The following is a 14,162-nucleotide window of genomic DNA, read 5'->3' on the forward strand; positions in this document are numbered from 1 at the left end:
AAATAGCAAAGTCGCGCGACGCGCCGGGTCACGGGTGGTGCCTTGAACTGGCCCCAAATTCTCGCTATATTGTGATCATCGATACTTGGCCGAACGACTGGGCCGCTTCGCTTCGTTGCTGACGGGCGCGCACGCTTCAGATGAATTCTCCAAACATCGACTCATCAGGGACTATGGGCGCAATGCTGCGTACCGGTCCGCGTGCGTACTCAATCTAACTAACTAAAGGAAATTCCCATGGCTATGGGCACCGTGAAGTGGTTCAACACCCAAAAGGGTTATGGTTTCATCCAGCCGGATGACGGCCAGAAGGACGTGTTCGTGCACATCAGCGCCGTCGAGCGCGCTGGCCTCTCTTCCCTCAACGAGGGTCAGAAGGTCTCGTTCGACATCGTCGCCGATCGTCGCAGCGGCAAGTCCTCGGCTGACAATCTCCGCGTCGGCTAACGCCCGCGCACCGTTCTGACCACGGACGTACCGGCAGAACGTCAAGTTAGAAAACCCCGCGACCGGGATCCGGTCTGCGGGGTTTTTGTTTTGGGGGGTGGAACCCCGTCGGCTAGCATGATGCCGTAGGGTGGGCAAAGGAGCGCACTTCGCGCGCCGTGCCCACGCCTTCCAACAACGGCAAATGGTGGGCACGCTTCGCTTTGCCCACCCTACGAGACCTTTTTCAGGATCGAGACGAAGAACCCATCCGTCCCGGTCCGCCGCGGCGTCATCAGCAAGCCCTCGGGCGATTGCAGCGCGGCCTCGCCAAAAGCCTCCGCCTTGTCCCACAGCACGCTCGCGGTCTGCTCGGGTGGCACGGGCGCGAACTCGGGGTGGCGCGCGACGAACGCCCTCACCTGTTCGCCGTTTTCTTCCGACAGCACCGAGCAGGTGATGTAGGCAATGCGGCCGCCCGGCTTCACCAGCGGCACCGCGCGCTCCAGCACCTCGGCCTGGTCACGCAGGCGAATCTCCAGCGCGCCGGGGCGCATCCGCCATTTGGCGTCGGGGTTGCGGCGCCAGGTTCCGGTTCCCGTGCAGGGCGCATCGATCACGACGAGGTCGGCGGTGCTGCGGATGTCGACCAGCGGATCGGCCTCGCCCTTGGGCGTGCGAACATCGGCATTGTGGACGCCGGCGCGCGACAGCCGTTCGTGGATTGGCGCGAGCTGGCGCTTGTCGCTGTCGGTCGCGATCAGCCGGCCCTTGCCCTGCATCAGGGCGGCGAGCGCCAGCGTCTTGCCGCCGGCGCCGGCGCAGAGGTCGATCACCTGCTCGCCGGGCTTTGCCGCGGTGAACTGGGCCGCCAGCTGCGATCCCTCATCCTGCACTTCAATGGCGCCCTTGATGAAATCCTCTTCGGCCTGGATCCCGGGGTTGCGCGCATCGGCCGAAAGCGCGATGCGCAGGCCCGTTGCCGACCAAGGCGTCGGTTTCGCATGAAGATGAGCAAGCGACTGCAGCGCCTTGTCGCGATTGGATTTTAGCGTGTTGACCCGCAGGTCGAGCGGCGCCCGGCTCGCCATCGCGGCCGCCTCCGCGGCGCGATCCTCGCCGAACACTTTTGCCAGGTGCGGATCCAGCCATTCGGGATAGTCGCCGGCGATCGCGGCCGGCGCGTCCTTCAGGGAACGATGGCTGAGCGCGGCCTGCTCAGCCTCGGTCAGCGGCGCCGGCGCAAAGCGGCTGCCGTCGAACAAGGCGGCCATCGTCGCCGTGTCCATGTCGCGCTCGAGCCGCAGCATGCCGATCAGCCTGGCCCGCGCGGTATCGGACTCCATCAGGAACGCGCTCGAGGCGTAGCGGCGCAGTACATCCCAGACCAGGCCGGCAATGGCGGCGCGGTCGCCCGAGCCGGCAAAGCGGTGCGCGGTGCCCCACTCCTTTAGCGCCTTGGCCGCGGGCACGCGGTCCTTCTCGATGGTGTCGATCAGTTCGATGGCTGCGGAGAGCCGGGCAGCGGGGGTCATTTGAATCTTTCAGATGAAATCGGACTCGCAAGAGTCAGATCAACAAGAGCATTTTCAGTGCGAAGTAGATCCACATCGCCAGCAGCACGAGGACGCCGGCGAGCCAGACCGTGGAGCGCCGGCCGAGATCGTTCGAGGAGACGAACACGCCGGCATGGACAAAGCGCGTTACCACAAACACCCAGGACATCAGTACGATGAAGAGATCGGCATGGCGCAAGGGCAGCGCCAGCGCGATCAGGACGTAGAGCAGGACCGGCAGCTCGAACTGGTTGCGGTAGCAATTGGCGATCTGCGTGGCGCCCTTCGGCCAGTTCGGCTCGCCGAGCGCAATGTCGCGGATGCTGGTCTCGCCGGAGACCAGCGTCTTGCGGCGCGCGAAAACCATGCCGATCAGCAGCGCGAAGGTGAGGCCGACCTGGACGAAGACCGGCAGCAAGACCATTTGAACGGACATCGGAACTTTCCCATCCGGCGGACGGCGCCGGACCGTCCATTAGCCGCCGCTCCTTGTCCTGACAATCAACCAGTTGAACCGGCGTTCCCGCTCTTGCGACCAACCACCGATAGTTAAAGCGATTTCGGCCCCTTTTCGGGGCCCAAGGCGAGATAGAGGCGAGATGGCGCCATGACCACCCTGTCCAGCCTTTGGAGCGAATCCGCCGACGGCCAGCTCGGTATCCTGATGTCGGCCCTCTCAGGTATCGCGATGGCGCTCGCGGTCGCGCTGGCGATGACGGTTTACTTTCGCCTGAGCTACCGAACCTGGCGCGACGTCGTCAGGCATGGCCTCGCCGCTCTGGCCGCGACGGCCCTGCTCGCCTTTGCCGCCTACGACATGCGCCACGCCGCGCTCGCCTATCTCGGTCTCAATCCGTCCAAGCCCGCCGTCGAGTTCGAGATCCGCATGCCCCGGGCGATGCTGACGGCGGTGACCGACAGCCAGATCGAGCTGCATACCGACCGCAACCAGACGCTGGCGCTGGTCGACGGCGTGCGCGACCTCTCGGACGGCCGCGCGCTGCTGCGCGGCGCGGTCGCGCTCAACCACCGCACCGCGGACCGCGTGCTGGTCGTGAACCTGCCCGGCAAGGGCACTTTCGAGTTCCGCCTCCGTCTGCCCGCCGAGCCGCATCGCTCCCAAGAGTTCGGCCCCTGGCACCTCGCCGACCGCATCGCCTCGCCGCTCGCCGACACCGTCGCGCCGCAGGACGCCTACACGATCCGCTACCGCGTGCTTTAAACTTTGTTCGTTGCGATCCATGCCCACGCCGTCATCGTTCCGACGCGCGAGCACGGGTACGATGATCGCATGTCCGAATTTCGCCTGACGCAGATTTCCGACACCCATCTCGGCCGGCGCTTCCCCGGCCTGATCGCCAACTTCCAGGCGATCAGCGAGCATATCGACGGCAACCGGCCCGATCTCGTCATCAACACCGGCGATGTCGCCTTCGACGGGCCGACCGGCCGGGACGATGTCGTCTTCGCAAAGGGCCTGCACGACGCCCTGCCCGTCGCCTGCCGCTACCTCCCCGGCAATCACGACATTGGCGATAATCCGACCGCGGTCGGCCCGGCGCCGAAGCCGCCGGTCACGGAAGCGCATCGCCGGCAGTTCTGCGACCTCATCGGCGAGGACCATTGGGCGTTCGAGGCCGCCGGCTGGCGCTTCATTGGCCTCAACTCGCTGGTGATGAATTCGGGACTCGCCTTCGAGGCCGAGCAGCTCGACTGGCTGTCGCAGGAGATATCGCGCACGAATGGCAGGCCGGTCGCGCTGTTCCTGCACAAGCCGGTGTTTCTCAACCTGCCCGACGATCCCGAAACGCCGCAGACCGCGATCCGCTACGTGCCGCAGCCGGCCCGGGCCCGGCTGATCGAGATGCTCGGGACGATCGATCTGCGCCTCATCGCCAGTGGCCACGTGCACCAGCGGCGCGACTTCACCTATTGCCATACCCGCCATGTCTGGGCGCCGTCGGCCGGCTTCGTCATCAACGATCAGCGCCAGGACCGGATCGCGATCAAGGAGGTCGGGCTGGTGGAATACCGCTTCCGGCCCGACAGTTTTGAAGTCCGCCACGTCAGGGCCGCGGGCCAGGTCGATGTCGACATTGAGGAGTTGCTCGCCCAGATGGGCGGCGAGCATTAAGGCGCGCCGATCAGGCGACGCTCTTGAGGTCCTGCTGGATCGCGGCGAGCAAGGATTGCAGTGCCTCGCTGTTCACCGGCTTGGCCGCGAGATCATTGGCAGGCGGCTGCCTGACAGGCTGCGCGGCCTTGACCGGGCGCTTCGGGAACGGCGGGGGCGGCGCCGGCATCGAGGGGCGAGCAAGATCGCCCTCCTCGTCGACACGGACGAACTTGCCATGGATGACGTCGTCGTGGCGGCCCATGACGAACATGGCCAGCCAATAGCCGGCAGCAAGCAGGATAACGCAGAAAACACTGATCTCTAACATCGCAGCACCTAAAATATGCCCGATGATTCAATGCCTTCGCGATCCCGTCAATGAACAGCCGGTCACACCTGCGGCTTTTGCGGGCAGGTGTGACCATTTGGTGACTCTTTCTTAACTATCCCCACGAGGCCTGTGGCTCTGTAACCACGTGAGTCCAAGTCTCTGTCGCGCTAGGCCTTGTCCGGCCCGACGCGGACCAGCTGCTTGCCGAAATTGGCGCCCTTCAAGAGGCCCATGAAGGCGCCGGGCGCGCTGTCCAGGCCCTCGGTGACGAACTCCTTGTACTTGACCTTGCCGTCGCGGACCCATCCCGACATGTCGCGCAGGAAGTCGCCATGGCGGGAGGCGAAGTCGGAGACGATGAAGCCGCGGAAGGTCAGCCGCTTGGTCAGCGTCGCGCGCATCATGCTGGCCGCCCATTTCGGCGCCTTGGCTTCGGTGTCGTTGTAATGCGCGATCAGGCCGCAGACCGGCACGCGCGCGAACGGATTGAGCAACGGGAACACCGCCTCGAACACGGCGCCGCCGACATTCTCGAAATACACGTCGATTCCCTTCGGGCAGGCGAATTTTAGCTTGGCCGGAAAATCAGTTTCGCGATGATCGAGACACTCATCGAAGCCGAGCTCCTTCACCACGTAGGCGCACTTGTCCTTGCCGCCGGCAATGCCAACCGCGCGTGCGCCCTTGATCTTGGCGATCTGCCCCACCGCCGAGCCGACAGCACCGGAGGCGCCGGCAACGACGACGGTCTCGCCCGCTTGCGGCTTGCCGATGTCGAGGAGGCCCGTGTACGCCGTCATGCCGGGCATGCCGAGCACGCCGATCGAGGTCGAGATCGGCCCGAGCTTCGGATCGACCTTGATCAGGCCCTTACCATTCGAGATAGCGTGAGACTGCCAACCGGTTCGTGCACGGACGATGTCGTCCTTGGCGAAATCCGGATTGTTGGAGACCGCGACCTCGCTAACCGCCTCGCCTTCCATCACGCCGCCAACCGGCACCGGCGCGGCATAAGACGGACCATCACTCATGCGCCCGCGCATATAGGGATCGAGCGACAGCCAGATCGTGCGCAGCAGGACCTCGCCTGCCGCAGGCGTCGGGACCGCGAATTCCTCCAGGCGAAAATCAGATGCTTTGGGTTCGCCGACGGGACGCGCGGCGAGAACGATGCGCTTGGCTTGGGACATGGCTTCCTCCGATTGTTTTTCGACATGAACGGAAGCGGAGGGAGCGAGGCGCGTCAATACAAAAGCGGCGGAGCCACACACTCGCTGTCATCGTCCGACTTGATCGGGCGATCCAGTATTCCAGAGACGGTCGTAATTGAGCCGAGAAGCCGCGGCGTACTGGATGCCCCGGTCAAGCCGGGGCATGACACCGTCGTTGAGGCAAGCGCGTCGAAACTCACGCGCTCGCGAGATCGGAGCGAGACTAACCTCCGCCCGGATAGTTCGGGCTCTCGCGCGTAATGGTGACGTCGTGGACGTGGCTTTCGCGCAGGCCTGCACCGGTGATGCGGACGAACTGGGCCTTGTCGTGCAGTTCCTTCATGTCGCGTGCGCCGACATAGCCCATCGCGGCGCGCAAGCCGCCGGCGAGCTGGTGCATGACGTTGCCGACCGGGCCCTTGTAGGGCACCTGGCCCTCGATGCCCTCAGGCACGAGCTTGAGCGTGTCCTTGATGTCCTGCTGGAAGTAGCGATCGGCAGAGCCGCGCGCCATCGCGCCGACCGAGCCCATGCCGCGATAGGCCTTGTAGGAACGGCCCTGCCACAGGAACACTTCGCCTGGTGTCTCGTCGGTGCCGGCGAGCAGCGAGCCGACCATCGCGATGTCGGCGCCGGCGGCGAGCGCCTTGGCGAGGTCGCCGGAGAACTTGATGCCGCCGTCGGCGATGACGGGGATGTCGGCCTTCTTTGCAGCTTCCACCGCATCCATGATCGCGGTGAGCTGGGGCACGCCGACGCCGGCGACGATGCGCGTGGTGCAGATCGAGCCCGGGCCAATGCCGACCTTGATGCAGTCCGCGCCCGCGTCGATCAAAGCCTGCGTGCCCTCGGTGGTGGCGACGTTGCCCGCGACGACCTGCACGGAGTTGGACAGTCGCTTGATGCGGTTCACGGCGTGCAGCACGTGACGGGAATGGCCGTGCGCGGTATCGACGACGACGAGATCGACGCCAGCATCGATCAGCCGCTCGGTGCGCTCGAAGCCGGTGTCGCCGACCGTGGTGGCGGCGGCAACGCGCAGGCGCCCCTGCGCATCCTTGCAGGCGAGCGGATGGGCGACCGCCTTCTCCATGTCCTTGACGGTGATGAGGCCGACGCAGCGATATTGCTCGTCGACCACGAGCAGCTTCTCGATGCGATGCTGATGCAGCATCCGCCGCGCCTCGTCCTGGCTGACATTCTCGCGCACCGTGACGAGGCCTTCATGCGTCATCAGCTCGGAGACTTTTTGCCGGCGGTCGGTGGCAAAGCGCACGTCGCGGTTGGTGAGGATGCCGACCAGCTTGCCCGGCGTATTCTTGCCGGCGCCGGTGACGACAGGAATGCCGGAGATGCCGTGATCGCTCATCAGCTTGAGCGCGTCGTCGAGCGTGGCCTCGGGGCTGATGGTGAGCGGGTTCACCACCATGCCCGACTCGTAGCGCTTGACCTGCCGCACCTGGGCGGCCTGCCCTTCGGGGTCGAAATTACGGTGGATGACGCCGAGGCCGCCGGCCTGCGCCATGGCGATCGCCATGCGGGCCTCGGTGACGGTGTCCATGGCGGAGGCCATGATCGGGATGTTGAGCGGAATGGCGCGGGTGACGCGCGAGCGGATGTCGACCTCGCCCGGCATGACGTCCGACAGGCCCGGCTTCAGCAACACGTCGTCGAACGTAAAGGCTTCGCGGATGCCCTGAAGTTGCACCGTGGCCATTTGCCAACTCCTTCCTGCGGCCTTGCCGCAAATGCTAATGGATGAGCGCCGCCCTCGGCGTACCTTGCGGCATCGCCTTGAGAATCGGAGCCCATCGGTGGGGTTGACGCGGGTCGATAGCACGGCCGCGTGACGAATCAAAGCAATTCGGACCGCTGGCCAGCCATGCACAGGCTTTTTTGGCCGATTCAGCCGAGCGGCAGTCCACCCACCCACTGTCATTCCCCGGGCGCGACGAAGTGGCGAACCCGGAATCCATCGCGCAGCCGGCCCTGCGGCCGAATGGATTCCGGGTTCGCGCCAAGGGGCGCGCCCCGGAATGACGGTGGCGGAGGGTCACACCGTTGTTACGCGGGACTTAGGTGCTATGCGTCGATCCGCAATGGTCGGGGACCAGTGGCGGTGATAAGCCGCAATTCCACCCCTCTTCCGATTTTCATTACCAATCCGTCATGGTCGACAAGCAACGCATCATTCCGCTGATCGTGGCCACTGCTCTCTTCATGGAGAACATGGACTCGACGGTGATCGCCACTTCGCTGCCGGCGATCGCGGCCGACATCGGCACCAGCCCGCTGACGCTGAAGCTCGCGATCACCTCCTATCTGCTGTCGCTCGCGGTGTTCATCCCGGCGAGCGGCTGGACCGCCGACCGGTTTGGCGCGCGGATGGTGTTTGCGATCGCGGTCGGCGTGTTCATGGTGGGATCGGTCGGCTGCGCGCTCTCCTCCTCGGTCACCGATTTCGTGTTCGCGCGCATCCTGCAAGGCATGGGCGGCGCGATGATGACACCGGTCGGGCGCCTCGTGCTGCTGCGGTCAGTGGACAAGAGCGCTCTGATCAACGCCATGGCGTGGGTAACGGTCCCTGCCCTCATAGGTCCAGTGATCGGACCACCGCTCGGCGGCTTCATCACCACCTACGCGTCCTGGCACTGGATCTTCCTGATCAACATTCCGATCGGGCTGCTCGGCATCTTCATGGCGCTGAAGTTCATCGACCCGATCAAGAGCGAGGAACGCGAGCCGTTCGACCTCTACGGCATGGTCCTGGCGGGCATTGGCCTTGCCGGCATCGCCTTCGGCCTGTCGGTTGCCGGTCTCAACCTGCTGCCGTGGAGCACCGTCGCCGCACTGATCGCGGGCGGCGCGATCTCGATGACGCTCTACGTCATTCACGCCCGGCGCACGGGCTCGCCGGTGCTCGATTTCTCGCTCCTGAAGCTGCCGACGCTGCGCGCGGCCGTGTTCGGCGGCTTCCTGTTCCGGCTCGGCATCGGCGCACTGCCGTTCCTGCTGCCGCTCCTGATGCAGATCGGCTTCGGCCTGTCGCCGTTCCATTCGGGCCTCGTCACCTTCGCCTCCTCGCTCGGCGCCATGGGCATGAAGACGCTTGCCGCGCGCATCATCCGCACCTTCGGCTTTCGCAACCTGATGACGGTGAACGCGATCGTCAGCGCGTTCTTCCTCGCCGTCTGCGCGCTGTTCACGGTGACGACGCCGCTGCTCATCATCATGGTCATCCTGGTCGTCGGCGGCTTCTTCCGCTCGCTCGAATTCACCGCGATCAACACCGTCGCCTATGCCGACGTCGAGACCGCGCAGATGAGCCGCGCCACCACCCTCGTCAGCGTCAACCAGCAGCTCGCGGTCTCCGCCGGCGTCGCCGTCGGCGCGGCCTGCGTGGAAACGACGATGTGGTTCAACCATGTCAGCGAAATCGACGCCACCGTGTTCGCCCCCGCCTTCCTCGTGGTCGCGCTGACCTCGGCGGCATCGAGCTGGTTCTTCTGGCAGATGCCCGTCGACGCCGGCCACGAGATCTCCGGCCGCAAGGCGGTGGAGATCGCAAGCCGCAAGGGCGCCGGCAAGGGTGCGGAGAAGGCGGCGGTCAAGGCGGCAACGGAAGATACGCAGAACGTGCGGGATCAAAGGTTGGGGTGAGCTGGGCGAGCGGACTGAACGCACTCGCTGTCGTCCCTGCGAACGCAGGGGCCCATAACCACAGGGAGGAGACGTTGCGTGAAGCTCTCACCCAGAGTCTTCGCCAAACTTCTCCCTGTGGGTATGGGTCCCGGATCGGCGCTCCGCTCCAGACAACGCTATGCGTTGTCGGGAGCTTCGCTTGTCCGGGACGACAGTGGAGATTGGCTCAGGCAGCCCCGCCCCGAAATCCCGTCGCCAGCACGTAGCGCTCCGAGGAATCCTGCCGGCTCGCCGCGGGCTTCACATGACGCACCGTCGCGAAATCGCGCTTGAGCTGGGCGAGCAAATCGGCATCGGCGCCGCTCTGGAACGTTTTTGCGAGAAACGCACCGCCGGGCTTGAGCACGTCGCAGGCAAACGCGGCCGCCGTCTCGACCAGGCCGACGATGCGGAGCTGGTCGGTCTTGCGGTGGCCGGTGGTGTTGGCGGCCATATCGGACATCACGAAATCGGCGCCGCCGCCCAGCATCGCGGTCAGCTTGTCTGGCGCATCGTTGGCCATGAAGTCGAGCTGCGCGAAATCCACGCCGGGAATCTCGGGCATTTCCAACAGGTCGATGGCGACGACCTTGCCCTTGCCTTCCGTGCAGCCGACGCGCTTGGCCGCGATCTGGCTCCAGCCGCCGGGCGCCGCGCCAAGGTCGACCACGGCCATGCCGGGCTTCAAGAGCCGGAACTTGTCGTCGATCTCCAGCAGCTTGAACGCGGCGCGCGAGCGATAGCCCGCGGCCTTGGCTTTCGCCACATAGGGATCGTTGAGCTGCCGCTCCAGCCACAGCTTCGACGACAATTTGCGCTTGCCGCCGGTCTTGACCTGGACGTGCAAGCGGCCGGTGGTGTCCTTGGCCATCTCACCAGCTCCTGAGCGCGCCGTCCTCGCGCATCATCTCGACCAGCATGCCCTCGCGCAGGCCCCGGTCGGCAACGCGCAGGCGCGGCAGCGGAAAGGCGCGCCTGATAGCATCGAGGATGGCGCAGCCGGCGAGCACGAGATCGGCGCGCTCGACGCTGATGCAGCTGTTGCCGGCGCGCTCCTCATAGCTCATGCCGAGCAGCTTGTTGATGGTCGCGGTGATGTCGGAATCGTTCATCCAGATGCTGTCGATGCGGCGGCGGTCATAGCGCGCGAGGTTGAGATGGATGCCGGCGAGCGTCGTCACCGTGCCTGAGGTGCCGAGCAGATGCATGTCGGCGAGATCGCCGCCGTGGACCTCGGCGAACGGCGCGACGTGGTTCGCGACCTCCTGCTCCATCGCGGCGTAGATCTCCGGCGTCACGTCGCGGCCGCCGAACTGCTCGGCGAGCGTGACCACACCGTACGGGATCGACATCCAGGCCTTGATCCGCGGCTCCGGATTGTCCGCGTCGCGCTCGATCCGCACCAGCTCGGTCGAGCCGCCGCCGATGTCAAACAGGATCGCGCCGCGTCCCCGCGGATCGACCAGCGGCGAGCAGCCGAGCACGGCGAGCGCGGCCTCGGTCTCGCGGTCGATCACTTCGAGCTCGATGCCGGTTTCGGCCGCGACGCGGCTGCGGAACCCCTCCGCATTCGAAGCCGCGCGGCAGGCTTCGGTCGCGATCAGCCGCAACCGGCGCGCCTTGCGCAAATTGATCTTGTCACGGCAGATGCTGAGCGCGGCGATGGCACGCTCGATCGCGGCCTCGCTGATACAGCCGGTCGCCGAGACCCCCTCCCCGAGCCGGATGATGCGCGAGAAGGAATCGACGACGCGAAAGCCGTCCTGGGTCGGACAGGCGATCAGCAGCCTGCAATTGTTGGTGCCGAGGTCCAGCGCCGCATAGACGCCGGTTCCCGACGCCTGCGCGCCGACAGCCGGTTCGGTGGCCAACGCCACCGCCGCCATCGACCCCTCCAGCTCACCGTGCGGCGCATGGCCGTCGCGGAGCCGCGTGTGGTCATTCATACAAACTGTCTTTCCGCGGCCGGTCGGGCCGGTCTGGAATTGATTTTTCGCCTGAAACATTAGCAGCGCAGCCGGCCTGCGCAACAACGCATCACATGGGACCATGCCCATTCGTGCGTTGTCGTGAACGGGGTGGTGGGTTATCTCAAGGGGATCCGGTGCCCCGCTGCCGCGAAAATGCGCAAATGCCGGCTTTTCAGGTCATTTCCCATGCAAGAACACACCAAATCGTCCACGCTCGAAAACGCTATTGCACTGCAAAAATATGGCGTCGGGCAGCCCGTCCGCCGCAAGGAGGACGACACGCTGGTGCGCGGCAAGGGCCGCTATACCGACGATTTCAACCTGCCCGGCCAGGCCTATGCCGTGGTCATCCGTTCCACCCACGCCCATGGCACCATCCGCGGCATCGGCATTGATGCCGCCAAGGCGATGCCGGGCGTGCTCGGCGTGTGGACCGGCAGGGATCTCGATGCCGCCGGCTATGGCCCCTTCACCTGCGGCCTGCCGCTGAAGAGCCGCGACGGCTCGCCTTTGCTCCAGACCAACCGTCAGCCACTGGCGACCGACAAGGTCCGCTTCGTCGGCGATCCCGTCGCCTTCGTCGTGGCCGAGACGCTGGCGCAGGCGCGCGACGCCGCCGAGGCGGTCGAGCTCGATATCGAGCCGCTGCCGGCTGTGACCGACCCTGAAGAAGCTGCCAAGCCCGGCGCGCCGCAGCTCTATGAGCACATTCCCCACAACATCGCGCTCGACTACCATTACGGCGACATGGACAAGGTCAACGCGGCCTTTGCCAGCGCCGCCCATGTCACCAGGATGGACATCGAGAACACCCGCGTCGCCGTGGTCTCGATGGAGCCGCGCGTCGGCCTTGCCTCCTACGACAAGACAACCGAGCGCTACACGCTTCAGGTACCGACGCAAGGCGTCGCCGGCAACCGCGCCAACCTCGCCAAGAACCTGAAAGTGCCGAACGAGAAGGTGCGCATCCTCACCGCCAATGTCGGCGGCTCCTTCGGCATGAAGAACATCAACTATCCCGAGTACATGTGCATCCTGTACGCGGCGAAAGTGCTGGGCCGCCCAGTGAAATGGCTCGACGAGCGCTCGACCGCCTTCCTCTCCGACAGCCACGGCCGCGCCCAGAAGATCCATGCCGAGCTGGCGCTCGACGCCGAGGGGCATTTCCTCGCGGCCAAGCTGTCCGGCTACGGCAATCTCGGCGCCTACATCACCGGCGTCGCGCCGGGACCGCTCTCGCTCAACACCGGCAAGAATTTCTCCAGCGTCTACCGCACGCCGTTGATGGCGGTCGACATCAAGGTGGTGCTGACCAACACCACGCTGATGGGCGCCTATCGCGGCGCCGGCCGGCCCGAGGCAAACTATTACATGGAGCGGTTGATCGACCGCGCCGCCGACGAGATGGGCGTCAACCGGCTGACCTTGCGCAAGCGCAACTTCATCAAGCCGAACCAGATCCCGTTCGCGGCCTCCTCCGGCGTCACCTATGACAGCGGCGACTTCCAGGCCGTGTTCAACAAGGCGCTCGAAATCTCCGACCACGAGAATTTCGCCAAGCGCAAGAAGGAGAGCAAGAAGACCGGCAAGCTGCGCGGCATCGCGGTCGGCTCCTATCTCGAGGTCACCGCGCCGCCGAGCCCCGAGCTCGGCAAGATCGTGTTCGACGCTGACGGCTCCGTGCAGCTCATCACCGGCACGCTCGATTACGGCCAGGGCCATGCCACGCCGTTCGCGCAGGTGCTGAGCGAGCAGCTTGGGGTTCCCTTCGAGAGCATCAAGCTGGTGCAGGGCGACAGCGACATCGTCCACACCGGCAACGGAACCGGCGGCTCGCGCTCGATCACGGCAACCGGCCAAGCCATCGTGGGGGCTGCCAAGCTCGTCATCGAGAAAGGCAAGCGCGCAGCGGCGCATATGCTGGAGGCGTCCGAAGCTGACATCGAATTCGAAGGCGGCAGCTTCACCATCGCCGGCACCGACCGCAGCATCGACATCATGGAGCTCGCCAAGAAGCTGCACGACGGCAAGACGCCGGAAGGCGTGCCCGATAGCCTCGACGTCGATCACACCAGCGAACCGGTCGCCTCGGCGTTTCCGAACGGCTGTCACGTCGCCGAGGTCGAGATCGATCCTGAGACTGGCGTGGTGCAGATCGTGCGCTACAGCGCGGTCAACGATTTCGGCACGGTGATCAACCCGCTGCTGGTCGCAGGCCAGCTCCATGGCGGCGTCGTCCAGGGCATCGGGCAAGCCCTGATGGAGCACATCCGCTACGACGAGAGCGGCCAGCCGATCACGGGCTCGCTGATGGACTACGCCCTGCCCCGCGCCGAGGACGTTCCCAACATGACGGTTGGCGATCACCCAGTGCCTGCCACGACCAATCCGCTCGGCAGCAAGGGCTGCGGCGAAGCCGGCTGCGCCGGCAGCCTGTCGACGGTGGTGAACGCGGTGCTCGACGCGCTCTCGGATTACGGCGTCAAGCACATCGACATGCCGCTGACCCCGGAGCGCGTGTGGCGGGCAATCCAGGATGGTAAGGCGAAGGCGGCGTAGTCGTCGTTCACCTCTCCCCGCTTGCGGCAGGGCTATCGCATATGGCTGAGGGTGGCCAAGAGGAATGCGTTGTCCCAGCCAGCGCGCTTGATTTTACGCCGGAGGGAAGCGCGATCCGGGTGGGTTCGCAGAACATTGAGGGCGAGCCTGCGCAGAATGGCGAGATTCTCGGGGGCGTGGTCACAGCGCGAGCGGTTGCCATCCTCAGCGAAATGGACGTCGAGAACCCAATGGAGCTGATTCTCGATGCCCCAATGGCTGCGGGTGACGTGGAGCAACCTCTTGGGGGAGATGTATTTGGACAGCAGATAG

General features: G+C 65.4%; 13 protein-coding genes. 5 read left to right on the forward strand and 8 right to left on the reverse strand.

The features are described from left to right. Positions 1-237: 237 nt before the first annotated feature. A complete protein-coding gene (locus A3AS_RS0111095; RefSeq protein ID WP_008141931.1) occupies positions 238-447 on the forward strand; it encodes a cold-shock protein in 210 nt (69 codons plus the stop codon). A 212-nt stretch (positions 448-659) separates the two neighbouring features. Here the strand turns inward: A3AS_RS0111095 and A3AS_RS0111100 are convergent, their stop codons facing one another. Then, entirely contained in the window at positions 660-1,961 is a 1,302-nt protein-coding gene (locus A3AS_RS0111100; RefSeq protein ID WP_018317662.1) for an RsmB/NOP family class I SAM-dependent RNA methyltransferase, read from the reverse strand. Between the two features lie 34 nt (positions 1,962-1,995). Further along, on the reverse strand, positions 1,996-2,418 hold the full coding sequence (locus tag A3AS_RS0111105) for an MAPEG family protein (protein WP_018317663.1): 423 nt from the start codon (positions 2,416-2,418) through the stop codon (positions 1,996-1,998). Between the two features lie 171 nt (positions 2,419-2,589). Here A3AS_RS0111105 and A3AS_RS48260 point away from each other — a divergent pair, with 171 nt between their 5' ends. Then, positions 2,590-3,204 (forward strand): hypothetical protein, encoded by a 615-nt coding sequence (locus tag A3AS_RS48260; RefSeq protein ID WP_018317664.1) that lies wholly within the window; start codon positions 2,590-2,592, stop codon positions 3,202-3,204. Positions 3,205-3,273: 69 nt separating this feature from the next. Then, positions 3,274-4,116 carry a metallophosphoesterase gene (locus tag A3AS_RS0111115; protein WP_026201891.1) on the forward strand — a complete coding sequence of 281 codons (843 nt, stop codon included), beginning with the start codon at positions 3,274-3,276 and terminating at the stop codon, positions 4,114-4,116. Positions 4,117-4,126: 10 nt separating this feature from the next. On the opposite strand, the gene A3AS_RS0111120 is transcribed toward A3AS_RS0111115, so the two are convergent. The 3 genes from A3AS_RS0111120 to guaB form a co-directional block, all read right to left on the reverse strand. Next, entirely contained in the window at positions 4,127-4,426 is a 300-nt protein-coding gene (locus A3AS_RS0111120) for a hypothetical protein (protein ID WP_018317666.1), read from the reverse strand. Positions 4,427-4,596: 170 nt separating this feature from the next. Beyond that, positions 4,597-5,619: an NADP-dependent oxidoreductase gene (locus tag A3AS_RS0111125; RefSeq protein ID WP_018317667.1), complete on the reverse strand. Its 1,023-nt coding sequence runs from the start codon at positions 5,617-5,619 to the stop codon at positions 4,597-4,599. Positions 5,620-5,863: 244 nt separating this feature from the next. After that, positions 5,864-7,357 carry an IMP dehydrogenase gene (gene guaB / locus A3AS_RS0111130; protein ID WP_018317668.1) on the reverse strand — a complete coding sequence of 498 codons (1,494 nt, stop codon included), beginning with the start codon at positions 7,355-7,357 and terminating at the stop codon, positions 5,864-5,866. Between the two features lie 452 nt (positions 7,358-7,809). Here guaB and A3AS_RS0111135 point away from each other — a divergent pair, with 452 nt between their 5' ends. After that, on the forward strand, positions 7,810-9,300 hold the full coding sequence (locus A3AS_RS0111135; RefSeq protein ID WP_018317669.1) for a DHA2 family efflux MFS transporter permease subunit: 1,491 nt from the start codon (positions 7,810-7,812) through the stop codon (positions 9,298-9,300). Between the two features lie 208 nt (positions 9,301-9,508). Here A3AS_RS0111135 and A3AS_RS0111140 read toward each other — a convergent pair whose 3' ends face one another. Together A3AS_RS0111140 and A3AS_RS0111145 are read right to left on the reverse strand one after the other, a co-directional pair. Next, positions 9,509-10,192, reverse strand: a complete 684-nt coding sequence (locus A3AS_RS0111140; RefSeq protein WP_018317670.1) for an RlmE family RNA methyltransferase — start codon at positions 10,190-10,192, stop codon at positions 9,509-9,511. Between the two features lies 1 nt (position 10,193). After that, on the reverse strand, positions 10,194-11,267 hold the full coding sequence (locus tag A3AS_RS0111145; RefSeq protein WP_018317671.1) for a Ppx/GppA phosphatase family protein: 1,074 nt from the start codon (positions 11,265-11,267) through the stop codon (positions 10,194-10,196). Positions 11,268-11,477: 210 nt separating this feature from the next. On the opposite strand from A3AS_RS0111145, the gene A3AS_RS0111150 reads away from it, so the two are divergent. After that, entirely contained in the window at positions 11,478-13,850 is a 2,373-nt protein-coding gene (locus A3AS_RS0111150) for a xanthine dehydrogenase family protein molybdopterin-binding subunit (protein WP_018317672.1), read from the forward strand. Positions 13,851-13,882: 32 nt separating this feature from the next. Here the strand turns inward: A3AS_RS0111150 and A3AS_RS47140 are convergent. Further along, positions 13,883-14,162, reverse strand: a 280-nt coding sequence (locus A3AS_RS47140; RefSeq protein WP_157644255.1) for an ISAs1 family transposase, incomplete at its 5' end; no start/stop codon positions are given.

It is taken from the genome of Bradyrhizobium sp. WSM2793, assembly GCF_000379585.1.
Taxonomy (GTDB): Bacteria; Pseudomonadota; Alphaproteobacteria; order Rhizobiales; family Xanthobacteraceae; genus Bradyrhizobium.